The sequence below is a fragment of the Paenibacillus sp. Y916 genome (assembly GCF_056786435.1).
This window is the reverse complement of sequence record NZ_JBXCJA010000001.1, coordinates 542,723-565,739: the sequence shown is the minus strand read 5'-3', so window position 1 is coordinate 565,739 and position 23,017 is coordinate 542,723. Positions and strand designations below refer to the sequence as shown.

The 23,017-nt window shown below is 39.8% G+C and carries 24 protein-coding genes and 1 other annotated feature; of the genes, 4 read left to right on the top strand and 20 right to left on the bottom strand.

Annotated features, from left to right (window positions below; translation table 11 throughout):
• Positions 1-9: 9 nt before the first annotated feature.
• The 7 genes from der to ypeB form a co-directional block, all read right to left on the bottom strand.
• On the bottom strand, positions 10-1,332 hold the full coding sequence (der, locus tag AC1TO9_RS02680; protein ID WP_482055007.1) for a ribosome biogenesis GTPase Der: 1,323 nt from the start codon (positions 1,330-1,332) through the stop codon (positions 10-12).
• Between the two features lie 210 nt (positions 1,333-1,542).
• Entirely contained in the window at positions 1,543-2,793 is a 1,251-nt protein-coding gene (rpsA, locus tag AC1TO9_RS02675; protein ID WP_482055006.1) for a 30S ribosomal protein S1, read from the bottom strand.
• Positions 2,794-2,905: 112 nt separating this feature from the next.
• Positions 2,906-3,499 (bottom strand): lysophospholipid acyltransferase family protein, encoded by a 594-nt coding sequence (locus AC1TO9_RS02670; protein ID WP_482058256.1) that lies wholly within the window; start codon positions 3,497-3,499, stop codon positions 2,906-2,908.
• Complete coding sequence (gene cmk / locus AC1TO9_RS02665) at positions 3,496-4,203, bottom strand: (d)CMP kinase (protein ID WP_482055005.1); 708 nt, start codon at positions 4,201-4,203, stop codon at positions 3,496-3,498. Before cmk ends, AC1TO9_RS02670 begins: the two co-directional genes overlap by 4 nt.
• A gap of 151 nt (positions 4,204-4,354) precedes the next feature.
• Positions 4,355-4,573 carry a hypothetical protein gene (locus AC1TO9_RS02660; protein ID WP_482058255.1) on the bottom strand — a complete coding sequence of 73 codons (219 nt, stop codon included), beginning with the start codon at positions 4,571-4,573 and terminating at the stop codon, positions 4,355-4,357.
• Positions 4,574-4,634: 61 nt separating this feature from the next.
• A complete protein-coding gene (locus AC1TO9_RS02655) occupies positions 4,635-5,288 on the bottom strand; it encodes a flagellar brake protein (RefSeq protein WP_482055003.1) in 654 nt (217 codons plus the stop codon).
• A 119-nt stretch (positions 5,289-5,407) separates the two neighbouring features.
• Entirely contained in the window at positions 5,408-6,757 is a 1,350-nt protein-coding gene (gene ypeB / locus AC1TO9_RS02650; RefSeq protein WP_482058254.1) for a germination protein YpeB, read from the bottom strand.
• Between the two features lie 260 nt (positions 6,758-7,017).
• On the opposite strand from ypeB, the gene AC1TO9_RS02645 reads away from it, so the two are divergent.
• The gene (locus tag AC1TO9_RS02645) at positions 7,018-7,143 is read left to right on the top strand and encodes a hypothetical protein (RefSeq protein ID WP_482055279.1); all 126 of its coding nucleotides are present in this window, start codon (positions 7,018-7,020) and stop codon (positions 7,141-7,143) included.
• Positions 7,144-7,302: 159 nt separating this feature from the next.
• Here AC1TO9_RS02645 and prsW read toward each other — a convergent pair whose 3' ends face one another.
• The 3 genes from prsW to AC1TO9_RS02630 form a co-directional block, all read right to left on the bottom strand.
• The gene (gene prsW / locus AC1TO9_RS02640) at positions 7,303-7,998 is read right to left on the bottom strand and encodes a glutamic-type intramembrane protease PrsW (RefSeq protein ID WP_482055001.1); all 696 of its coding nucleotides are present in this window, start codon (positions 7,996-7,998) and stop codon (positions 7,303-7,305) included.
• 37 nt (positions 7,999-8,035) lie between these two features.
• Complete coding sequence (locus AC1TO9_RS02635) at positions 8,036-8,650, bottom strand: genetic competence negative regulator (RefSeq protein WP_482055000.1); 615 nt, start codon at positions 8,648-8,650, stop codon at positions 8,036-8,038.
• 195 nt (positions 8,651-8,845) lie between these two features.
• Positions 8,846-9,205 carry a hypothetical protein gene (locus tag AC1TO9_RS02630; protein WP_482054999.1) on the bottom strand — a complete coding sequence of 120 codons (360 nt, stop codon included), beginning with the start codon at positions 9,203-9,205 and terminating at the stop codon, positions 8,846-8,848.
• 92 nt (positions 9,206-9,297) lie between these two features.
• Between AC1TO9_RS02630 and AC1TO9_RS02625 the strand changes: the two genes are divergently transcribed.
• Entirely contained in the window at positions 9,298-10,176 is an 879-nt protein-coding gene (locus AC1TO9_RS02625; protein WP_482054998.1) for a polysaccharide deacetylase family protein, read from the top strand.
• A gap of 71 nt (positions 10,177-10,247) precedes the next feature.
• On the opposite strand, the gene AC1TO9_RS02620 is transcribed toward AC1TO9_RS02625, so the two are convergent.
• Genes AC1TO9_RS02620 through AC1TO9_RS02610 form a run of 3 tightly spaced genes read right to left on the bottom strand, consistent with a single transcriptional unit; the run spans position 10,248 to position 11,991 of the window.
• Positions 10,248-11,069, bottom strand: coding sequence for a metallophosphoesterase (locus AC1TO9_RS02620; RefSeq protein ID WP_482054997.1), 822 nt, complete (start codon positions 11,067-11,069; stop codon positions 10,248-10,250).
• A complete protein-coding gene (locus tag AC1TO9_RS02615) occupies positions 11,066-11,395 on the bottom strand; it encodes a hypothetical protein (RefSeq protein WP_482054996.1) in 330 nt (109 codons plus the stop codon). Before AC1TO9_RS02615 ends, AC1TO9_RS02620 begins: the two co-directional genes overlap by 4 nt.
• Positions 11,392-11,991, bottom strand: a complete 600-nt coding sequence (locus AC1TO9_RS02610; protein WP_482054995.1) for a CPBP family intramembrane glutamic endopeptidase — start codon at positions 11,989-11,991, stop codon at positions 11,392-11,394. Before AC1TO9_RS02610 ends, AC1TO9_RS02615 begins: the two co-directional genes overlap by 4 nt.
• Positions 11,992-12,046: 55 nt before the next feature.
• On the opposite strand from AC1TO9_RS02610, the gene AC1TO9_RS02605 reads away from it, so the two are divergent.
• Both AC1TO9_RS02605 and serA read left to right on the top strand, forming a co-directional pair.
• Positions 12,047-12,961, top strand: coding sequence for a hypothetical protein (locus AC1TO9_RS02605; protein ID WP_482054994.1), 915 nt, complete (start codon positions 12,047-12,049; stop codon positions 12,959-12,961).
• Positions 12,962-13,132: 171 nt separating this feature from the next.
• Positions 13,133-13,362 (top strand) — a binding site (T-box leader).
• A gap of 159 nt (positions 13,363-13,521) precedes the next feature.
• Entirely contained in the window at positions 13,522-15,114 is a 1,593-nt protein-coding gene (serA, locus tag AC1TO9_RS02600; RefSeq protein WP_482054993.1) for a phosphoglycerate dehydrogenase, read from the top strand.
• Positions 15,115-15,274: 160 nt separating this feature from the next.
• On the opposite strand, the gene AC1TO9_RS02595 is transcribed toward serA, so the two are convergent.
• The 7 genes from AC1TO9_RS02595 to AC1TO9_RS02565 form a co-directional block, all read right to left on the bottom strand.
• Entirely contained in the window at positions 15,275-15,436 is a 162-nt protein-coding gene (locus AC1TO9_RS02595; protein ID WP_482054992.1) for a hypothetical protein, read from the bottom strand.
• Positions 15,437-16,063: 627 nt separating this feature from the next.
• Positions 16,064-17,497 carry an ATP-binding protein gene (locus AC1TO9_RS02590; protein WP_482054991.1) on the bottom strand — a complete coding sequence of 478 codons (1,434 nt, stop codon included), beginning with the start codon at positions 17,495-17,497 and terminating at the stop codon, positions 16,064-16,066.
• A gap of 1 nt (position 17,498) precedes the next feature.
• Complete coding sequence (locus AC1TO9_RS02585; protein ID WP_482055256.1) at positions 17,499-18,215, bottom strand: response regulator transcription factor; 717 nt, start codon at positions 18,213-18,215, stop codon at positions 17,499-17,501.
• Between the two features lie 128 nt (positions 18,216-18,343).
• Complete coding sequence (gene ccsA, locus AC1TO9_RS02580; RefSeq protein ID WP_482054990.1) at positions 18,344-19,600, bottom strand: cytochrome c biogenesis protein CcsA; 1,257 nt, start codon at positions 19,598-19,600, stop codon at positions 18,344-18,346.
• Positions 19,597-21,291 (bottom strand): cytochrome c biogenesis protein ResB, encoded by a 1,695-nt coding sequence (gene resB, locus AC1TO9_RS02575; RefSeq protein WP_482054989.1) that lies wholly within the window; start codon positions 21,289-21,291, stop codon positions 19,597-19,599. Before resB ends, ccsA begins: the two co-directional genes overlap by 4 nt.
• The gene (locus tag AC1TO9_RS02570; protein WP_482054988.1) at positions 21,288-21,815 is read right to left on the bottom strand and encodes a redoxin domain-containing protein; all 528 of its coding nucleotides are present in this window, start codon (positions 21,813-21,815) and stop codon (positions 21,288-21,290) included. The genes resB and AC1TO9_RS02570 overlap by 4 nt, the downstream gene beginning before the upstream one ends.
• 125 nt (positions 21,816-21,940) lie before the next feature.
• Positions 21,941-22,681, bottom strand: a complete 741-nt coding sequence (locus tag AC1TO9_RS02565) for a pseudouridine synthase (RefSeq protein WP_482054987.1) — start codon at positions 22,679-22,681, stop codon at positions 21,941-21,943.
• Positions 22,682-23,017 lie beyond the last annotated feature (336 nt).

Sequence of the window (23,017 nt, the reverse complement as noted above, 5' to 3'; positions counted from 1 at the left end):
CTTCGTCACCTAGCTTTCATCGGACTTACGCCGTGTGAATATCCGTATCGGCGTCCCTTCAAAATCAAATGCTCCACGAATTTTATTTTCTAAATAGCGTTCATATGAGAAATGCATCAAATCAGGATCATTTGCAAAAATAACGAAAGTTGGTGGCTTGGTGGCTACTTGTGTCGCGTAATTAATACGTAGTCTGCGCCCTTTATCTGTCGGTGGTGCATTTGACGCCACTGCATCTGAAACGACATCATTCAATATATGTGTCTGTACACGTAGTGAGTGCTGCTCTGCAACATGTTGAACGACTGGTAGTAATTTCTGAAGGCGCTGTTTTGTTTTGGCTGATAGAAATACGATAGGAGCATAAGTCATAAATAAGAAATGATCTCTGATCTTCGTCTCAAATGCCTTCATCGTTTTATCATCTTTTTCTACAACATCCCATTTATTCACGACAAAGATAGAAGCCTTACCTGCCTCGAATGCATAACCAGCAATATGCTTATCTTGTTCGATTATACCTTCTTCAATATTCAGAACTACAAGCACCACATCTGCTCTTTCAATAGCTTTCATAGCTCTCATCACGCTATACTTCTCCGTATTCTCATACACTTTTCCACGCTTACGCATACCAGCCGTATCAATAATGACATAGCGTTGTCCGTCTCGCTCAAATGGTGTATCAATAGCATCCCTAGTCGTGCCTGGAACGTTACTTACGATAACCCGTTCTTCTCCTAATATAGCGTTAACTAATGATGACTTCCCAACGTTCGGGCGACCTATTAACGCGACTTTAATGACGTCGTCACCATACTCTTCTTCTTCAAGATCAGGCAGATTATTGACTATCGCATCGAGTAAATCACCAAGACCTGTCCCATGACTTCCTGATATTCCGATAGGGTCACCGAATCCAAGACTATAGAATTCATAGGTGTCTTCCACCTTCTTGATATTATCCACTTTATTCACAGCTAAAACGATAGGCTTTCTAGATCTAAATAGCATTTGAGCAACTTCCTCATCCGCCAAAGTAACACCTGTCTTAGCATCGCACATAAACACAATAACATCTGCTTCTTCTATCGCAAGCTCTGCTTGCATACGGATCGATTTCAACATGTGATCATCACCGTCTAAATCAATTCCTCCAGTGTCAATAACACTGAACCCCTTACCATTCCAATCTGATACGCCATATATCCTATCACGTGTAATCCCTGGCTTATCTTCTACAATAGCCAGACGATCACCAATTAACCTGTTAAATATCGTTGATTTACCTACATTAGGCCTGCCCACGATTGCAACTACCGGTCTTGCCATTATTAACTCCTCCTATCAATTCTTACGATTATTATCATAGCAAAAAACACCAGTCTTGGCTAACCCCAAGAGAAACCGATACCAATATATTGCATATGACGGATTGTCAACACCTACCATACTCGGTTTGACAATCCGTCATATGCAATCATAAAAAATATCGGCGAACCCGCGGAGGGTTCGCCGATTTCACAAAGGTTCAGATCCTGATCACTTAAATTTATCGAGCTTATCCCCGAATAAATCGCCAAGTGTAAAGCTAAGACCTTCATTTGAAAGAGATACGTTAGGATTATTGAATTCCACTTTTGGTTCTCTGGAAGTTCTAGGTGATCTCGGTCTTTCAGTTCTTGCTTCTTGAGCAGGAGCCTCTTGTGTTTCTTTAATACTTAGGCTAACACGCTTCTCATCAGGGTTCAATTCAAGAATTTTCACTTGAACTTGTTGTCCCTCTTCCAATACTTCTTGTGGTGTAGCAATATGATTATGTGAAATTTGGGAAATATGCACCAAACCTTCCACTCCTGGAGTAAGCTCCACAAATGCTCCGAATGCAACTAGACGTTTCACTTCACCAGTCACAACATCACCAGCATTGAACTGGCTTGCTGCATTTTCCCAAGGTCCTGGTTGAGCAGCTTTAATACTTAGGCTGATCTTACCTTTTTCGGAATCCACTTTAAGAACTTTAACTGTAACTTTCTCGCCTTCAGAAATAACATCAGAAGGTTTCTCAACACGACTCCATGCAATTTCAGATACGTGAACAAGTCCATCTACGCCACCGATATCAACGAATGCTCCGAATTGAGTAAGACGTTGAACAGTACCTTCAATCAATTGACCTTCTTTCAAGTCAGCCATGATCTTCAGCTTATTGCCTTCGAACTCAGCATCAAGAACATCTTTTTGTGACAAGATCACTTTATTGTTCTCACGATCAAGTTCTTTTACTTTCACACGCAATGTACGACCTTTATAATCGCTGAAGTCTTCAACGAAATGGCGTTCAACCATAGAAGCAGGAATAAATCCACGAGCGCCTACATCTACTACTAAACCACCCTTAACAACATCAGAAACAACTACTTCAATAATTTCTTGGCTTGCAAAATACTTCTCTAATTCTTCCCAGCCATTCTCGCTATCAATAGCACGCTTGGATAGAAGCATTCTTTCTTTGTCATCATCAATGCTGACAACTCTACATTCAACTTCTTGACCAATTTCTACGGCGTCAGATGCGTTGTCTACTTGTACAGAAGACAACTCGCGAACCGGAATTACACCGTCATATTTATATCCAATGCTTACATAAGCTTGGTTATCTTCTAGTTTGACGATCGTCCCTCTCACTGTATCCCCTTTTTTCACGGATACCCCTTGGTCCAATTCCTCTTGGTTTGATACTTCTACAACTTCCTCTACTACTACTTCTTCGTTCTTGATTTCCTCTGACATATCAATGCCCTCCTCAGTTCAAAATCCCATTTATTTAAACCTGCTAAGCAGTGTTCAAAACAATTATATTGTAGTATCTTTCCATAAAACTTCACACTTCATGCACTGAAATCTAATGGCTACTTGGCTTACCTGTCTTCTGCATTTCATAAATACGAGACATGATGACTTCCGTTGCGGCTTCTAGATGATCGCCAGAAGAGCTTTCCTCCATAAATTCAGATAAATCTACAGGCGCACCGTATACAACCTTCATTTTACGTAAAAGCTTGTACTCACCAAAGATCGCAACAGGGATAACTGTTGCTTGGCTACGAAGCGCAAAGCTTGCAGCACCTTTCTTGGCAATTCCTGATGTAGAATTACGAGTACCTTCCGGAAAGATCCCCATCATTTCACCTTGTTTCAAGATATTGATGGACATACGAATGGCTTCTTTACTAACTCCACCACGTTTGACAGGGAAAGCTCCTAGTTGAAGAAGCAAATGTCCAAACACAGGAATGCCAAATAGTTCCGCCTTGGCCATGTATTTAACCTGTCGTTTCAACTTAATTCCGACCGTTATAGGATCCATCATACTGATATGATTTGCACAGAGCAGTACTCCACCTTCAGAAGGTACGTTATCCCTACCAACCGCTTCTAAACGATATAGAAAGGCGAAGATCAATCGTAATAATCCTCTGCAAAAGATATAAATCATATTATCTTCTCTCCATCCTTCTGACTTCTGCATATAGAAACAATCTTGTTCACTACTTGATGAATATCCATCTGAGTGGTATCCAAATGTATTGCATCCTCAGCACGTCGTAGAGGAGAAATCTCCCTCTGTTCATCCAAAGAATCTCGCTTAGCAATATCCTTCTCAAGTTGTTCCAGTGAAGTTCGATCTGCATCATTCAATTCATTGAAGCGACGAAGAGCGCGTTCTTTAACGCTGGCAGTTAAGAAGACTTTCACTTCAGCGTCTGGAAGCACAGTTGTTCCGATATCACGTCCATCCATCACAACACCCTTGTTCAAAGCCATCTGCCGCTGAAGAAATACCAAATGAGAACGTAACCCCTCAATTTGGGCATATTGTGAAACTAGGCTATTCACTTCTGATGTGCGAATGTAAGATGTAACATCTTCTCCATCAACCCATACCTTCTGTCCATCTGTATCGGGTCTTAATTCAATGACCATGTTAAGAGCGTACTCATGCACCTTATCAGGCAACTCTGGTCCTATGCCAAGCCTTGTCATAAACCATGTGACGGCTCTGTACATGGAACCCGTGTCGACATAAATATATGACAATTGATTTGCCACTAAGCGTGCAACTGTACTCTTTCCTGCACCCGCAGGACCATCAATTGCAATATTGATTTTGTCGTTCATTACTGTCCCCTGCCTAATCAATGGAGTATTCCTCCCATAACATAAACTCAAGAAAAAAGCAGGCATTGCCTGCAACGAATAAATTATATCACATATGGTGCATTGTTGCAAAATAGATCTATAAATACGTGTTCAATAGATAACTTTTGAACAACTTCTGTTAGTAATCTCACTACCAGTCGTTAACATTTCGTTCCGTCATCGGTATACCATCCATCTTGTATACGGAAGATACGTATGTACGCAAAGAAGGAATGTGTAGAGTAATCTGAAAACATATCATCAGACAGATGAGTATCCAGAATACATATTTGAACACATGACTACATGCTACAAATAATTCATCAAAAAGCGTTACATAGTGTTCGATTTGTTCTTGATCATCTTTCATCGTCTGATCTCCCGGATTTTTAGGTTAGTATACCAATAATGTATTGGTTACATACAGACCATTACCGATCCCGAAAATCCATTTGTCGTTCGAAACAGTAGCGAATCAGCTTTTGACGCTCTGTATTAATTATTTCTGTAAATCTTAGCATAACGATGTTGCGATTATATTCCCCATCCTTAATCCGAACAATTTCACCCTTTAATGGAATATGCTCAATCAAACCATTTTTATAATGAACTAGAACCCAACAGGATAACACTTCACCTTCTTTAAGCTCATGTTTAGATTCGGCAAAGAATGATATTCCACCTCCGCTTAAATCTTCTGTTCGAGTTATAAACCGTGTAGTATCTTCCTTTTGAACAGCAATCTCAACATTTGCATTTACTCGAAAGTAGGTACGTCGTTGAATTTTTGAAATCTCGTCTAGTTTCGGTTTCTGCACTCTAATCATATGGATAATATCTTCCTTGAAACCGAGGACATATGTATTGAAATAATGTTTGACCCCATCCTCCGTCAAAAAAGATACCGACAACTCATCACCCAAATGTAATCTTTTTAATTGACCATTATCTTCTTGCATCGGTATCTCGATTAGAAAGGACTCTTCTTCAACATCTGTAATTCTAGACTTATAACCTATTTCTGAATTTTTTTCATCTGATGAATTTATGTTCATATATAACACTTCATTTATTTTTAAATACAATCTACTCACCACCATCATTGGATTATCGTCTGTACATAATTATAGCACGGATTATTGCATAGAAAAATGACATTCGAATATGAAGACCATTCGAATGTCATTTAAATGTCTTTTAAAGCTTATTTAATGGGCGTTCTAATCTCTTCTACACTCTCTTCTGAGCCATCATCACCATTAATAAAGACACGGTAACTAGTCCCATTCACTTTCCCACCAAACTCATAACATAAGGCTTCTTTAGAATACTCATCTTTGATAAGGGATTTCCGATTGTAAGTCTCTTCAAATTCGACATTCAACCTCTTTCTTGCTTCTTCCAACGTTAACTTCGCTTTAGGGATGGCTCGGGCATCCTGATGTTCAACGACGAAGTCACTAGATTGAAATCCCGTTACTTCTCCATTATCAAGGCCTACACGGACCGTTATCTTCTCTGGGTAAATGAGAACTTCCTCCTGCTTACGAACATAAGTGAAGTTCCCCATATTCCCATACTCATCAAACATAATGGCCACCATATCTCGATACCCTTTGTTGGCTAGGAATTCACTCGCCTTCTTCATGGATTGCTCCATGCCCACTTGTTTATCCCCTACTTTCCGATCATCGGAATAGGAAATTAACAATCCACCTTCTCGTGTGAAATCCATAGATATGGAACCATCTTTATTAGCCTTATTTTTTACTTTAGCCGTAAAAGAAGCCCATTCCGTGCCTTTCCCATTCTCGGTGATTTGAACTTCTGAATCAGACGATACATCAGCAAACTTAATTGCTTTACGATGAATGTCTGCCTCTGTCATCGGTATTCCATCTAGCTTCTTTACCCTACGCTTATCGTTCATCGACGCTACAGAAGGACCCCAATCGTGCTCTGGGTATTCTCCTACAACTTTATCAACCGTTTTAAAACCATCAATAATGCTGTTATCCTCCACTTTCGTCTCATTGGCAATAGCTGTTTCAACATCCATCCAACGGAGTCTGTTCTTAATTACTTTGTCTTGTACCGCTTGTAAATCTTTTGCAATTTGACCCGAATCCTTATATAACACCTTTAAGGTATTAAATTCTTGGTCACTTAATGGCTCCTTGTCTAAATCACGTACCGAAGTCTGATACGAAAATTTAGATATTTTAGATAAAAACTCTTCTGTTTTTTTGAATGGTAGCAACGTTAGCGGCAACTGATTGATTTCATTCTGAGCTTCACTTGTCATCCGCCACACATTGATTAGACCTTTACGGTGCATGGATCGTGAGGTCGAATTAACAGCTAACGTATTCCCCAATTCTCCATGTAGTCTATCCATATGAGAAGACAAATCATGAAAAGCTCGTTGGTATTGATTCTCTGCTTTGATGAGAATAGCATTCTTCTCTTGATTCTCTTGATAACCCCAAACCATTGCACCGATCAACAAGACCGTCATCACTGGGAATAATACAGCGCTTAATCGCTTATACATATGTTTTCAAGTCTCCTTCCTTGTAATCCTTGCCTTATAGAGGAAGTTCAAAAAGTCATCTTTTGATCACGAAGTATATCAAGAAGCGTATTCGACATCGAAGATTGAATTCAGCCGGTCCTTCCGGTGCTCACGTAGGTACTGCCTACGCTCCGCTCCTCTCTCCCTTGCTTCATCCAATCTTCTCGGTGCTGAAAATCTGACTTTTTGAACATTTACCTATTTACCTATAGTGTGACAAGAAGAAAGGAGTCTTATGCATGAATACGAAGTCTTTCGTAATCAATTGTCAAACTGAGCTCAAAGAGGGCTTCATTATCCAACTTATCCAAAAGGCTGCTCTTCCATTTCAAAGTGCTGTTGGTTATCGCAAACACACTGTTTAAAACCCGTTTCAATTTTGCCTTGTACTTTTCGACCGCTTAGAATAAAGCATTCGCCACACTCTTGGCATACGATTTTTACTTTTACACGCAAAAAAAAGACACCCCCTCTTTGTAAATGACGTCAGTGTCATTTCTTCAGATCAAGTGTGTCCAACATACTCATGTATTAACCTCTTCTTCCCTCTTTTGGAAACGAAAAGGTGAACTATTATTCGCTCGGATCACCTTATTCATTCCCCCATACCATAGAATCACCATCAAAGGAACGATAAGCCAAAGCCAATAATTTGTTACGATTGTTAATATCAGATCATACATTCCATGAAAAAGCCAAGGGATCAAGAGTGAATATAGAAGATAACGCTTAGGATTCCCAACTTTGCTAAAGCGCGCTAATCCGAAATAATAGCCCATAATGACTCCGAACAAAGCATGCGCCGAAACGGGAAGCAGCGCTCTTATAAACATCGTCCCTATAGAAGCTTGACTATACCAGGCATACATGATGTTCTCTACAGTTGCAAAACCAAGAGAAATCGTTACAGCATATACAATGCCATCATAAGGTTCATCAAATTCTACATGATTATAAACCATAAAGTATAGAACAAACCATTTCAACAATTCCTCAACACCTGAAGAAACGATGAATGATTGAACCAAAGAATGATCACCTAATCCCCATGTCAATCCTCTCTGCACAATCAAAACCGGGATCACTATTAGCAACCCCAGCAGAAATATTCGCATGATGAAATGAATTGGTTCGGCATCATATTTATCTTTCAGATAGAAAAAAGTAAGCAAAGCAATACCCGGCGCCACTGCTGACGCAATAACTGAGAACAATAGCAACCTTACTCCTCCATCTCAAACCTTAACTGATATAATATTATTCCTGACGAGCGAAATGGTGGCAAATCACTCGAATCGCATCTTCTGGCATAATTATTTTACCATATTCCTCAAGAACGGCCTCAGTGGTTGATATAGACTCTCCAAACTCAGCTAAGACAGCAATCAATGATGGATGCTTATCCTCGTCCAAATCTCCTGGCTCTAAATACAACACCCATTTATCATTATAGCTATACAGTTTTCCAGCCTCTGTAATATTCCCTCGAAGAACATGAGCAGCTTCAATCAGTATTTCAAAATCGTTAAAAGCATATACAATAGTATCACTTTCTTCAAGTGTAACTTCCATTTCATATACATCTTCTGGAATTTCATCTTCACCGTGATTAGTATATTGATGCTGATCGTATTTCCCTCGAGTCACGATGACAACCATCCCCTGGGCGGGCAAGGCGAACACTTCGACAGCCAAAGGCCCCGTAGCATCGAAACCGACTTCATTATATGCTTGATCCATCATGTCAGTAAATAGTTCATGCACCTTCGGTATTTCTTGCCACATGTCTTCCTTCTGGATGCCGCGCTCGCTAAGATCATCAAACGTTAGGAAAATCCGTATCTTATCTGGACTTAAACGTTCTATTTTCATGACAGGATCCTCCTTTGCAAGCAATGAGATATAACAAAATATGATGTCTCATTTTAATTGTGCTGAAAATAGTTCTTATGTAAGTATCGTATCATTTTCTTTTCATAAATGCACGTTATAAAAAATAAAAAAAAAGAACCATTTAACCTGGACATATCTTGCCCATTAAATGATTCTAAATTCAAGCCACTTTTCCTATAGACCTGGTATAACCGTGTTTGTCTCTTTAAGAATCATATCTACTTCGTATTTGACCTCTGGATTTCCTTTAATGAAATCTTTAAGCATCTTCATATTGGATTCCTTCGAATCGGTCTGTGTCTGTAATCCGGATGTTGCGTTTGTTTCATACGTTGAATTGTGGCTTGTGCCCATCGTGGGGCCTTCACTTTCACGATCACCGCCAAGATTCATGCCCATCATTGTGAAATCCATCATTTTTCCTTTTGCCTTATCTGCCATGTGACTTATGGAACTATTCTGAGCGTTCTTGGACATCATGTTGGTTGCTGCTGCACCAATGACAATACCCGTTAAAAGTGACGAAATTTTCACATGTATAACCTCCTTATATGATAGAATCAACGCTAGTATTTACATAAAGTTAAAGACTCATACGGTTAATTATAGGAAAGTGAGATGACATCATGACGAAACAAATAACGACCCTTTTTCTTATTTGTACCTTCCTAATTAGTGCTTGTAGTAACTCGAACGAAGGATTATCGAATTCTGATACAGATCAAGGTCAATCGTCCCAAGTACAAGATGAAAGTAAAGCTACACAGAACTCAAGTCTAATTACAAAAGAAAAAGTGCCAACACTCATTGAAAAGGAAGATATTACCGGCACCCCCGAAACGGTACAAGAACCAACCATTGAATTGACCTATCATATGAACAAAAATTATGACATTATTCCTAACGATGAAGAAGCACCAAAGAAAGTTGTTTTACTCACTTTCGACGATGGACCAAAAGATGTAGATATGATTAACAGCTTGATTGATACACTAGACAAGCATCAAGCAAAAGCTATCTTCTTCGTGAACGGCTACAAAGTGAAGGAAAATCCAGATTTGCTAAAACTTATTCATGACCGTGAGCAAATTATTGGTAATCATAGTTGGGATCATATTGTCTTGAAGAATAAGCCCGAAGCAGAAGTGAAAAAGCAAATTGAAGATGTTCAAAAAGTAGTTTCAGATATCATTCAAGAAGCTCCTGTATTCTTTCGTGCCCCTCATGGTGCAGGTGGGGATGTCGCTAAGAAAATCGCCAGCGACAACGGAATGTTATATATGAATTGGTCGAATGGTTCATTAGATTGGGAAATGAAATCATCTGATCCAAATCATACAGAAGCCATCATTAAGAACGTTACTGACCAACTTCACTCTGGTAGTAATATTCTTATGCACGAACTCCCATGGACTGTCCAAGCTTTAGAGGCTTTGTTAACAGAACTTGAAGTGAGAGGTTATTCTTTTGTGGATCCTCGAAGCATTGAGCTGCAAATGCGTTAAATCATTGTGGATTGAAATATGTAAAGAGCACATCTTATAAGTTCAGTACTGAACTTATAAGATGTGCTCTTTTATTTAGACCGCAACGTAATCAGGTTCATTTCAGCAGGACAGCGAAATCTCAGAGGAAGGTGTCGATATCCAAACCCTCGACTGATAAATATCGTTGCTGTCTTTATTAGCGCATGTGGTTGTTCCCAATGGAAGAAGCCACTAGGAATATTTCGGTAACATTTATCTAAATGAATGGGACCAAAAAAAGGGAAAATAATTTGCCCTCCATGGGTGTGTCCAGATAATGTCAGATCAGCAGGTTTAGTAGAATAACGATTAATCCATACAGGATCATGCACCAGTACAAGGCGACAAGTATTCACTTCATTTAAAGGGAGTTTCGGCAGAGATGAGTATGACCTTTTACGAATACGAGGATAATCGACTCCGGTTAACCATATATGAGACCCATTCTTTTCTAATTTGACATTTCCATTTATTAACAGACCCACCCCGCACTGCGTAAGAATACTATCCAGAGATACGACATCTGCTTTGTAATCATGATTACCATGTACTGCGTACACAGGAGCAATACTCGATAATAGTCGCATATTTCTTTCCACACGTGAGTGAGGGACACCCTTCTCCATCATATCCCCGCCGAGAAATATCCAATCAACCTGACCTTTGAAAGTCACCAATAGATTCTCCGGTAAATTCCTGCGATGGATATCCGTAATAAAGAGAATGACGCTTCCATCAAATGAGCTTGGGAGTCTATTCATCTCTATTTCCACAGGTATAACTTGGTTACGGATAGCTTCATTATACATTTGACAGACAAGAAATAACGTCACTAGAGCAACAAAGCTAGATACCCAGATTAAAACTGTCATCTCCAAATCTCTTCCCATGGCGGTGCATCTTCTAATCCCCACCACAATAAAGCTGCCGTCAACATCACGAACAGAAAAATAAGTGTATTCAGAAAAATCCTACTTATTTTAGCATTGTTGGTGTTATACGTTTCCAAACGGGAAGGAACATGATCATCTTCAGTTAACACAGACTCATCCGTTGTTAAGTCGTGTACTGAATCTCGACGTCCCTCATTTTTACTTGAAACTATCCGAAACCATAGTTTCTTCCACTGTTTCTTCTCCAACTTCCCCTCAAGCCGACGTTTCTTCTGAGTTTCCACCCTACTTAATCCAGTACTCATTCTTCCCTCCGAAAACGAATCATTAATCCTGCAATCAGATCTATTAAGAAATGACATAGTATTGGAGCCCACAGTGTACCTGACTGGATATAAATAAATCCTAAACCATAACTGCTAAGAAATACCCACCCCGTAGGAAGCCAATGTCTCAAGTAGCGAATATGAATGGCTGCGAATATAATACTGGTCCAATAAGGCCCAATCGCATACTGAATCGCTCCACGAAATAACAATTCTTCACAAATAGCTACTATTGCAGCTATACAAATAATATGCCACACAGGACGTTTACCGAATAACATGTCATTGATACCGCCATCATCCATAGCGGATTCCGGCATAATTCTAGATAGAAAAAAGTCGATAATAAGCATGCAACCAGCTAATCCAAAACCCCACGCCATAAAGTTGCCATTTTGTTGCAAAGAAAATAGGTCAAACACACTTCTTTTCTGAAAAAATACCCAGATGATGCCGATAAACAAAGTAAGGGCTTGCGTTATGTAAAGATTGATCAGCAACAACTGATCGGTTAATTGATCCGAGGATACTTGTTTAATTTTTATTTTCGGTACTTTAAATTTAAATTTTTTCATTTCGTCCTGCCTGTCCTATATATTGTCTTATTTTTATGAAAAGGAGAATTTAATTATGAAAAAAGGTTCTTATCGCGTCGAATTGTACTTCAGCTTGACATTCATTCTTGTACTTATTTTGATATCTGCGGCTTTCTTGTCGGGCGTCCAGTTAGGGGCTAGCAAAATAGAATCCAAGTATGAACAGCAAAAAATTGCACCCTCATCACCCGAATTTACCGATTCATATCAGCAACAGGATTTAGTTACATTCTATCATACCGTATTTCTACCCTATCGAGAATTCAAATCTGAATGGGTCCAGCAGATTGACAAAATTAGTCGAACCGAAGATGCAACAAACATCAATAAAATTCTGAAGCAACTCCGTACTCTTGCCGATGAGAAGTACAGCGCCATAACCAAGACAACGATGTATTCCTCTTCACCGTTGCTTCAAGAGGCACAATCGGAATTCCTTAAAAGTATTCGTCTGTTCGGAAATGCTGTAGATAGCACTTCCTTATCTTCAAGTATACATAACAGCGAAGCATTATTGAAGCAGTTGAAACAAGATACTTTGTATAAAAACGGTGTGAATTATGGTCTTCTCGGTCAAAAGAAATACTATACTTCCATGATCAAGTGGAGTATCAAGGTAGATTCATCGCTTTCTAAAGAGTATGACTTCACCAAAGATCCTTCTTTCTCCTTATGGGAAAGCTATCCGTTAATTGTAAAGAACGCAGCTGTATCTTCCATATTAATGAACAAGTCTTTGTATGTAGCATACGATCCACAAGATTTGACCGCGAGAATAGATCATATGATCCAATCAGGTAATGCGGATTCTATGAAACTTACTTCCGTTGAAGCAATTATTAATTTACTTAATAATACTGACGCTGTAAAAGAGAATGATTTCAAGAAATGGAAGGTCAAATACTATAGTCAAGAACTACTTCCTCAATTATCTTTCTTTTATGAATAAATAGGTCTACTAAATTTAATAGTAACGAATCAACAAGACTAGTATTAAGAAGCATATCGAATAATAAGGGGGAATTCAAGTTTCCCCCCTTTATTCAGTAAACAGACTATTAACAGATCATGCTATTGACAATACTTGTGACACCATGATACATTATGAAAAATTAAGTTCAAGAAATCGATGATGGAAAAAAGATATGTTTAACGTCTTCAGAGAGTCGGTGTCTGGTGCAAACCGATGGCAAGAACCTATCTTAGCATTCCTGAGAAATTGCATTGAAGATACGTAGGTGCAATCGGATAAACTCCGTTATCAGTTATGGTCTTTTAGATGACCATTTGAGGCTGCTATCATATTGGCAGTGAATTAGGGTGGTACCACGAACAACTTTCGTCCCTTACTACGCAAGTAGTATGCGGATTGGAGGTTTTTTTGTTACTTTTACACCTTTATCGAAGCACCGCGTTGCTTCAGTAACACACGGTATTGCGGAATATGTCTAAACTAGACATGTTTCTAATTATATTCATGCTTCAGACATATTAAGGAGGAAAGAAATCATGTATAAAGTACTCGTATCGGATCCAATCAGTGACCTAGGAATTCAGAAATTAATGGATTCAAGTGATGTTACCGTTGTAAAGAATGTTGGTTTAAGTGAAGATGAATTAGTAGCTATCATCGGTGAATATGATGCACTATTAGTTCGTAGCCAGACTACTGTAACTGAACGGATTCTTACAGCAGGCACGAATTTAAAAGCTGTGGGACGCGCAGGAGTTGGTGTAGATAATATCGATCTAGATGCAGCTACAAAACGAGGGGTCGTCGTTATTAATGCACCCGACGGAAATACAATTACGACTTGTGAGCATACCTTTGCGATGATGATGGCGCTAGCCCGTCATATTCCACAGGCTTATGCCAAGACCATTTCTGGCACATGGGATCGTAAGACCTTCATTGGTGTAGAACTTAGTGGTAAAACATTGGGTGTACTTGGTATGGGTCGAATCGGTAGTGAAGTCGCTAAACGTGCTAAAGCATTCGGAATGGAGATTCTCGCATTTGATCCATTCTTAACTGCAGACCGTGCAGAGAAAATGGGAGTTCAATTGGCTTCTGTAAATGATATCATCCTGAACGCAGATTTCATGACCGTTCACACACCATTGACACCAGAGACTCGTAATATGATTTCACGTCCACAATTCGAAGTGATGAAAAAAGGAATGCGAATTATCAACTGTGCCCGCGGTGGTGTAATTGATGAAATGGCCTTAGTTGAAGCTATTGACCAAGGAATTGTTGCAGGCGCGGCCTTCGACGTATTCGAGCATGAACCACCACAAAGTGATCATCCTTTCCTGAGCCATCCTAAGATTATCGTTACACCTCACTTAGGCGCTTCAACCATTGAAGCTCAAGAAAATGTCGCAATTGATGTATCTGAAGAAATTCTGCACATCCTGCGCAATGAACCATTCAAGAATGCCGTTAATATTCCTCCGGTTGCATCTAGTGTCATGAAAAAGCTTCAGCCATACTTCTCTCTTGGTGAGAAACTAGGGCGCTTTGCGGCACAAATTGCCAATGAGGCCATTAGTGAAATTCATATCGACTATGCAGGTGATCTGTCTGATGTGGATACATTGCCATTAACACGATATATTGTGAAAGGTGTTCTATCACATCATTTGGGTAACGAAGTGAACATCGTTAACTGTGCTCACCTTGCCAAATCACGCGATGTGAACATCGTAGTATCCAAAGCACCCAAAACGAAAGGGTTCACTAACCTTATTTCGGTCACTCTAAAAACACAAAATAATCAAGATCGTCTTGTTGCTGGTACGCTACTTCACGGCTACGGAGAACGTATTGTATTGCTCGATAAATACCCAGTTGACATTGCTCCAGCCGGAAATCAAATCTTAATCTCACACAACGATAAACCGGGAATTATTGGACTCGTAGGTACGCTCCTTGGTGAGAACAATGTCAATATTGCCTCCATGCAAGTAGGTCGTACACTTGTTGGCGGTGCTGCCCTTATGATCCTAACTGTAGATAAGGCTGTCTCCAAAGATGTCTTGATCAAACTTGCCGCTCTACAAGAGGTCAATACTGCTCTTGAAATTGTTCTGGATTAAGCTACAAACATTGATGTATGCTACCGCTACGATGACGGATTGTCCTTCCGATCGCTGTTGCCCTCTGATTTCTTGATTATATACCGCTTAGCGGTTGAAATCAGAGGGCAAAGCATATGCTTACGAAGTAGCTTTCCTACGGAAAGCTTGTAGGCGAACGCTACCGCTTCTCCAGGACTATTCCGTCACCTGCGACTTCATCCAACTCAATTTCTATTATTTTGTGAAATAAATTTATATTAATAAAGGCGACTTCCCATTCCATCGTGAATGAAAAGTCGCCTTTATTTATGTTCTTCTCTAGCTTTAAGTGTTTGACCATTTCGATAAGATCTGATTGTAGTTGTACTCAACTAAACCTTATTCCAGTCTTAATCCGTTATGAAGTATCTTAAGAACCACCTTACTGCCGTTCTATAACGCTAACATCAACTGCCGTTTGGTACAAAGCCTGCAATAGCGCATCCTTTTTCTTCTTGATCTAGATATCTGATCCAAATTCCTACAATAATACATCTATTAACCTATTAAAGCGAGAAACTCCCCCACTTATGATTAAATACCTGCGTAATCGCAGGTATCTTCATACTATCGTTGGTATCGAAAGAAAAGCCTGCGCTTTCGCTGGAATATGACAATCATCTGAACAAGTAGGTTGGACGAATGACTCCTTCAGATGCCGTGACCGTAAAGACAATCGGTCACCGTGACAGCACCTATACTAACGTGTGTGGACTCTTTCAATAGATCATTTGAGACGGCTCCCCGGTCCACAAGCTACCTTTTGAATCAAACACATCGGATTCCTTATCCACCGTGCTAGGACGTAAATAGACCATGTGAGGCCTCGCCCTCTACATGGTCTATTTGTTCCACGAAGAACAAGATTAATCTTTCTTCTTCTACAAAAAAACACCTCAAAAAAGAGGTGTCATCCAATCATATTTCATTATTTCCGATATTCGACAGGAAGCCTTACGATAAAATTAGTACCTGCACCCAACTCGCTTTTAACTTTGATACTGCCATGATGGGCTTCAACAATACTCATGACGATAGAAAGTCCAAGCCCAGTCCCCGCAGATTCTCCACGAACACGAGCCTTATCTGCTTTATAAAATCGTTCAAAAATAAAGGGAATGTCTTCTTTCGGAATGCCAACACCTTCATCTTTAACTTGTATTTGCAAATACGAGGTGTGTTCGCCTTGAACTCGCTCAGCTACAATGTATACACTTTTACCAGTCGGTGTATAACGGAACGCGTTATCAAGTAAATTCGTCATAATCTGCTCTAACTTATCTTCATCCCCCGTTTGTATATTCAAATCATCTGAACGTTTCTCGTAATAGAGGTTCAGATGATAATCCTTTGAACGAACAGTGAACTTGCGATAAATACGTTCAAGCAATTCATCAACGTCCACAACGCCCATCGCTATATCGGCATGTCCAGCTTCCATACGGGCTAGAACTAGCAAGTCTTTAACAATTCTCCCCATACGCAGTGACTCATCATGAATCACTTGGATCAATTCTCGGCTTTCTTCTGGGGAGGTTGCCATTCCGTCCAATAATGCTTCACTATAACCTTGCATCATAGATAACGGAGTTCTAATTTCATGAGACACATTTGCAACAAAATCAGTACGCATTTTCTCCAAGCGAACTTCCTCCGTCACATCACGCATCACAGCCACTGCCCCGCGAATATCATCATCCGAATACAATGGAGTCATTATAACAGACCATACATCCTTCTTAACATGTACCAAAGTACTACAATCTCCACTTCCACTAAGCGTCATATTAAATAACTCATCTAAAGGTTGTGGTACTTCTAACGTCCGTTCCCGATGAATATCCGTAGATTCATAGTCCCAATCAATACTTCGCCAGAGTTCAGTAATACGATGACCTGGCGGATTGGTCAAAATAATTTTACCGGAATTATCAAAGGTGATGACCGCATCACTCATACTCCTTAGGACGCTAGCTAAATGTTCCTTCTCTTGATTTAGGTTACGAATGTTATCTTCGAGTTCTGCAGCCATATGATTAAATGTATTGGCTAACTCCCCAATCTCATCACTCGCTTCAACGGATACTCTTGTTCCATATTCCCCTTTACGAATGGCATCCGCGGCGCGAATTAACTTCTGCATCGGTTGAGTAATTCTAGTAAGGAGGAATAACCCGAAAAATGTCGTCATAGAAAAACCCACAAGTGATGTATACATAAATAAGCGCTTAATATCACCAGAGTTAGCAAAGTTGGTATCAATGTACGGCAACAAAAATAAACCAAGCGTAATAAGCACACAAGCGACTAAGCAAATAATAGTAATCCACAGTTTACCGACAAGAGATCGCCATAAATTCAATTTATTTCGCGACCTCTAACTTGTAACCTACGCCCCACACTGTTGTAATCATAGTCGCTGACTCTGGAGATACTTTATTTAGTTTCTCTCTTAGTCGTTTAACATGAGTATCCACCGTACGGAGATCCCCAAAAAACTCATAATTCCAGACATCCTTTAACAGCTCTTCTCTAGAAAATACTTTATCAGGTGAAACTGCCAAATAATGCAATAATTCATATTCTTTTGGAGTAAGACTTACTTCCTCTCCACCGGCAGTAACACGGTGTGCATCATGCTCAATAACCAAGTATGGAAACACAATGTCATTATTAGATAAACCATCTTTTGTTAAATAGGCCGTAGTGGAGGAGCGTCGTAGAATAGCCTTCACACGGTGAATTACCTCACGTGGACTAAATGGCTTAACGACATAATCATCTGCTCCAACTTCAAATCCTTGCACGCGGTTTATTTCTTCTCCCTTTGCTGTCAACATTAAGACAGGCGTTGATTTCACTTGTCTTAGTCGAGTGCAGACTTCAACTCCATCTATACCTGGAAGCATTAGATCTAGAATAATCAGACCGTAATCTGTTAACATCGCTTTTTGAAGAGCTATTTCTCCATCTTCAGCTTCGTCAATTTCATATCCCTCTTTTTCCAAATACATTTTAAGCAATCGCCGAATTCTTTCTTCATCATCTACAACCAATATTCGAATCAATTCATCTGCCATCATCAACAACCCCTTAATTTTCCTACTGATTCTTCCTTAAAAGACAATTATAACGAAAATCCGTTTCAACATTCAACATCAAATGTGAAACGGATCTCAAAAGGACCATTCAATCTGTGAGAAATGACTCAGTCCGTGCCTGCATAGGAGTGTAAACCGGCGATAATTAGATTAACTCCTACCAGAGTAAACATAACGATAATAAAGCCTAAAACAGCAAGCCAAGCAGACTTACGTCCTTGCCATCCACGTGACAATCTTAAATGTAGATAGGCACTATAGAACAACCATGTGATGAGCGCCCATACTTCCTTCGGATCCCAGCCCCAGAAACGTCCCCATGCAATTTGAGCCCACATCATTGCAAAGATGAGCGCCCCCAGAGTAAAGATTGGAAAACCGATAGCGATTGAACGGTACGTAATCTCATCAAGATCATCTGGATCAAACCCTTTGAGTAAAGGTTGAACAGCCTTTCCAATCGATTTGCGAAGAATAAGTCGGACTAATGCATATAGTATGATACCCGCTAATACTGCCCAAATAACCGTATTCAGCTTTCTACCAGCATTAATTCCATTCATCCACGACGGTGCCTCAAATAAAGGAGCATCCATCCCAAGGAAGGATTGATAACTCTCTACCGAACTATCATGCGGCGATACAATGGGAGGTAACTTATACTCCACACGGGAAATCGTCGTCGTCGCATCTTTACTATTAACAGCTTGTTCTTGTGTAAATACGGATTCATATCCACCTGCCCGGAAAGCAAAAGTAGCAATAATAAAGCCAATAAGGATAATGATAGAAAAGAACGTAAATTCTACACCACGCTGTTGGCGCCGTTCTTTCTTATCATGACTATTGAAGTCAACCGTTCGAAGCAAATACATAAATCCAGCCGCGAAACCAATCGCAAAGAATGATTCACCCAATGCAGCCATCGTTACATGAACTGCCAACCACCAGTGTTGAAGCGATGGAATTAGCGGTTGAACTTCCTGCGGAAATACAGCGGCGTACGCCATAATAAGTATCGCAATAGGAACAGAGAAAAGTCCCAAAACTATTTTTCTATATATGAGATATATAATAGTGTAAGCGATCATAATCATCATAGCTAGAGTAGACATGAACTCAAACATATTACTGACAGGGATGTGCCCTGAACCAGCCCAGCGGAAGAAGAAATAAATCAAATGAGCAGCTAATCCCAAAGAGGACGCCCAGAATGAGATTTTTCCCCATTTCTTCGTATGCAATATCGGATCACGATTTCTCCAATTACGTCCCATAATAGCTATTCCGTACATTATGAATGCTAAAGAATATACCAAGAACGCAATAGTGAAAAATATACTGCTGACATCTAAACGACTCATGCTCGATTTCCTCCATTATCTAGGGACTTTTCATCCACTTCAATATTCATTGTTCGTAAGAGTGCTTCAATTTCCCTCCGGATGCCGAACCAATTCTTGTTCGTGTGCCCCGCTAGAGTTAACGCCCTTTCATCGATACGGATCCAGATCCGACGATGCTGCCAGTAGAACCCGAGAATTAGTCCAAGCATAATGATTGCAGAGCTTACCCAAATAAATGGCATCACTTTATCTATCCGTATGTTTAAATACGTTGTCGACATGGAGAAGTCTACGTTACTCATGCCTTGCACGTCCAATTCGAGTGTATTATATTCTCCAGCTAGTTTCTGATTAATAATATCTTGCTGGAATCGTTGCTTATCCACCTGTTTAGGGAAATAAAAATAGTTAATGCCCTCTTCTGGTAAATTAGGACCCTTCATCACAAATAGAAATGCTGGGGCATTTGCAGTTGGAGATATCGAAATCGGCTCTCCACGTTCATTCATCCCGAAGTCCATATATCTCTCTACTAGTTTAAGATTGTACTTCCCTACTTGATAACTCCGCTCTGGATCACGAATATCCAATTTGAACTGACCTAGTATTTCACCAGTCTTAGTCTCAACTAAAGATGGTGTAACGGATCTTAAAATCGGTGTCATGTCAAAATCGAATTGATACGCCATGAGCCCCTTATAATTCAAAGGATCATTCACTTGAATCGGATGACGGTCTACTTCGACAAGCACAGGTTCCTTAGACGGGTCATTGCAATCCGAGGTACATTCATACAGAATCGCTTGCGTTTCAAATAATTTAGGGAGTATTTTCCCTTTTCCCTTAAATTCATCAGGGAGGTCATCTTCTGTGTAGTACTCTACAGTAAATTTATCATTCTCTAAATAGTAAGATGTGCCTGGAATGGGTACGATCTCTCCTTCAGGAAAAGATAAATGCTCATCCATATTTAAGCCAGGAAGTCCACGAGCAAGTATCGCCAGTAAGAAAATAATTAATCCAATATGAATAACATAGGGTCCCCATCGACTAAAGCGCTGTTTCTCTGCTAGTAAAGCACTTCCATCGGTATGTACACGATAGCCCTTTTTCTTAAGAGGTACCACAATCCTATTAATCCATTCTTCTCCGTTATTGTCCTCTAATTCTGTCTGATACACGACTTGCTGTCGAGTCATAAACTGCATATGCTTGCGAATCTTTCGTTTCGAAAGTGCCTTGTATAAGGGCAACACACGATCTAGACTACAAATGACGAGCGAAGCACCAATCATGACAAGCAGTAAGACAAACCACCATGACTCATACGTATGTGATAAGCCTAACTTATAATAAATCGTTCCAGCCGTTCCATATGTCGCTGGATAATACTTCGCTGGATCAATATTTAAGAACGTACTCTCCTGTGGGAAGATCGTTCCAAGCATCGAACCAAGCAAAGTAAGAATAATCATATATACGGCGATCTTTACCGAACTAAAGAAATTCCAAATGCGATCAATATAATTGGGTCTACTACGTTGGGAACGACGAGCCATCCCATCATATCTCATCTCTAACAATTGTGTAGATTCTTGATCTTCCTTACTTAAGGGCTTACCACAAGCTTCACATAGAACTGTTCCAACAGGGTTTTGATGACCACATTCACACTTCGTATTCTGAAATGATAATAATTCTTGGATCATCGGGTATTCACCAACTGTTCGATTTCATAATCTAGAGTACCTAGATCAAGTTCTCCAGAACGAATATTCCTAACAACCCCAGCCGAAGATACGAAAAACGTTGTGGGTAACGGAGAGATTCCATAGCTCCTAACAGCTTCTCTGTTGGGATCCAGTAGGATCGGAAAGCTAATTTTGGTCTGTTTCACAAAATTCTCCACAGACATGAGATCTTCACCCGCATTAATACCAATCACAACGACATTCTTGTCCTTCCACTTCTCAGATTGCGCTTGTAGTGCAGGCATTTCCTTCACACATGGCTTACACCATGTTCCCCAGAAATTAATGACCATAGCATTCCCTTTATATTCATCAAGGTTGTGAACCTTACCATCCAATCCTAATAGATTAAAGGAGGGGGTACTACTACCTACCTCAGGTTTTCCTTCTGATCCATATACATTGGAGATGATGGCATATCCCCCGAGAATGAGAATCAGAAGCAAAATAACAACCTGAACTTTTTTTCTCGACTTACCCAATTTCAAAACCTCCTCTATGACATTAATCATAACTATTTCATTCCATGTGAACATCCTATGAATAATTATAACTAACTTTGTCATAAATGTGACAGTAGTTTTTGAAATTTATGTGACCTTTATCATTACTTTTTCGGTAATTTAGGGGATTTTGCCAATTTCATTAAATCTTCAATTTCCTTTTTCGTTAAATGGCGGAATAATCCCCGTTTCAGATTCTGTAGTAGCAGATCACCAAAGGCAATTCTCTTCAGCTTAATAACAGGATGCGATATCGCTTCAAACATTCTCCGAACTTGACGATTACGACCTTCATATATCGTAATGGAAATCGTTGATTCTTTCTTTGCAGTATCAATATCCTTGTATTCAACTTCTGCTGGAGCTGTCATTCCATCTTCAAGCATGATCCCTGCCTTTAGCTTGTCCAGATCTGATCCGTGTGGCACCCCTTTCACTGTCGCCATATAAGTTTTTGGCACATGGTGTTTGGGATGTGTAAGCAAATTAGCAAATTCTCCATCATTTGTTAGTATAATCAGACCTTCTGTGTCATAATCTAATCTGCCCACAGGATATACTCTTTCTTTAACATCTCTTAAATAATCCGAAACAATCTTTCGACCCTCAGGATCAGATGCACTAGTGATAACACCTTTCGGTTTGTTCATTACGATGTAGACCTTTTTCTCATTGTGAATAGGTTTTCCACTTACCGTAATGATATCTTGGGCGGGATCCGCCTTTGTTCCCAGTGTAGTTACGACCTCTCCGTTAACTTCCACTTTACCTGCCACGATTAAATCTTCACACTTACGTCTTGATGCGACCCCTGCTTGAGCTAATATTTTCTGTAATCTTTCCATTATCAATAATTCACCTCATGCTAATGATACATATCAGCAGGTAAAATCACAAGTTGATTCCATGGAAAATGTGAACCTGGGCAGACTTGGGAATGTGGTTGAAGATAAAAAGGGGAAATTTGATATAACCTGGAGAGCTCCGTAATGAGTTTACTAGCCGCAAAAAGTTGATGTTTCGCATTCGCCGACATCAACTCATAGCCCTGATTGAAGCGTCCTTCCAAGAAAATATGAATGTACTCTGAATCAGTAACCAAGGGGGTGACTATGACGGAGGCATCCTTTCTAATACAAAAGTCGTACCCGTTTCCTTTAATTGAGGAACATGATGAATCA

Excerpts from the sequence above, each read along its gene's own strand:
- ccsA (WP_482054990.1), bottom strand. The coding sequence starts at position 19,600 with ATGAGTCGTTTAGATGTCAGCAGTATATTTTTCACTATTGCGTTCTTG.
- AC1TO9_RS02635 (WP_482055000.1), bottom strand. The coding sequence starts at position 8,650 with ATGAAAATAGAACGTTTAAGTCCAGATAAGATACGGATTTTCCTAACG.
- rpsA (WP_482055006.1), bottom strand. The coding sequence starts at position 2,793 with ATGTCAGAGGAAATCAAGAACGAAGAAGTAGTAGTAGAGGAAGTTGTA.
- AC1TO9_RS02605 (WP_482054994.1), top strand. The coding sequence starts at position 12,047 with ATGAAAAAAGGTTCTTATCGCGTCGAATTGTACTTCAGCTTGACATTC.
- AC1TO9_RS02670 (WP_482058256.1), bottom strand. The coding sequence starts at position 3,499 with ATGATTTATATCTTTTGCAGAGGATTATTACGATTGATCTTCGCCTTT.
- serA (WP_482054993.1), top strand. The coding sequence starts at position 13,522 with ATGTATAAAGTACTCGTATCGGATCCAATCAGTGACCTAGGAATTCAG.
- AC1TO9_RS02625 (WP_482054998.1), top strand. The coding sequence starts at position 9,298 with ATGACGAAACAAATAACGACCCTTTTTCTTATTTGTACCTTCCTAATT.
- AC1TO9_RS02565 (WP_482054987.1), bottom strand. The coding sequence starts at position 22,681 with ATGGAAAGATTACAGAAAATATTAGCTCAAGCAGGGGTCGCATCAAGA.
- AC1TO9_RS02615 (WP_482054996.1), bottom strand. The coding sequence starts at position 11,395 with ATGAGTACTGGATTAAGTAGGGTGGAAACTCAGAAGAAACGTCGGCTT.
- AC1TO9_RS02610 (WP_482054995.1), bottom strand. The coding sequence starts at position 11,991 with ATGAAAAAATTTAAATTTAAAGTACCGAAAATAAAAATTAAACAAGTA.
- AC1TO9_RS02645 (WP_482055279.1), top strand. The coding sequence starts at position 7,018 with ATGAATACGAAGTCTTTCGTAATCAATTGTCAAACTGAGCTCAAAGAG.
- AC1TO9_RS02595 (WP_482054992.1), bottom strand. The coding sequence starts at position 15,436 with ATGGTCAAACACTTAAAGCTAGAGAAGAACATAAATAAAGGCGACTTT.
- der (WP_482055007.1), bottom strand. The coding sequence starts at position 1,332 with ATGGCAAGACCGGTAGTTGCAATCGTGGGCAGGCCTAATGTAGGTAAA.
- AC1TO9_RS02660 (WP_482058255.1), bottom strand. The coding sequence starts at position 4,573 with ATGAAAGATGATCAAGAACAAATCGAACACTATGTAACGCTTTTTGAT.
- AC1TO9_RS02620 (WP_482054997.1), bottom strand. The coding sequence starts at position 11,069 with ATGACAGTTTTAATCTGGGTATCTAGCTTTGTTGCTCTAGTGACGTTA.
- ypeB (WP_482058254.1), bottom strand. The coding sequence starts at position 6,757 with ATGTATAAGCGATTAAGCGCTGTATTATTCCCAGTGATGACGGTCTTG.
- resB (WP_482054989.1), bottom strand. The coding sequence starts at position 21,291 with ATGATCCAAGAATTATTATCATTTCAGAATACGAAGTGTGAATGTGGT.
- AC1TO9_RS02585 (WP_482055256.1), bottom strand. The coding sequence starts at position 18,215 with ATGGCAGATGAATTGATTCGAATATTGGTTGTAGATGATGAAGAAAGA.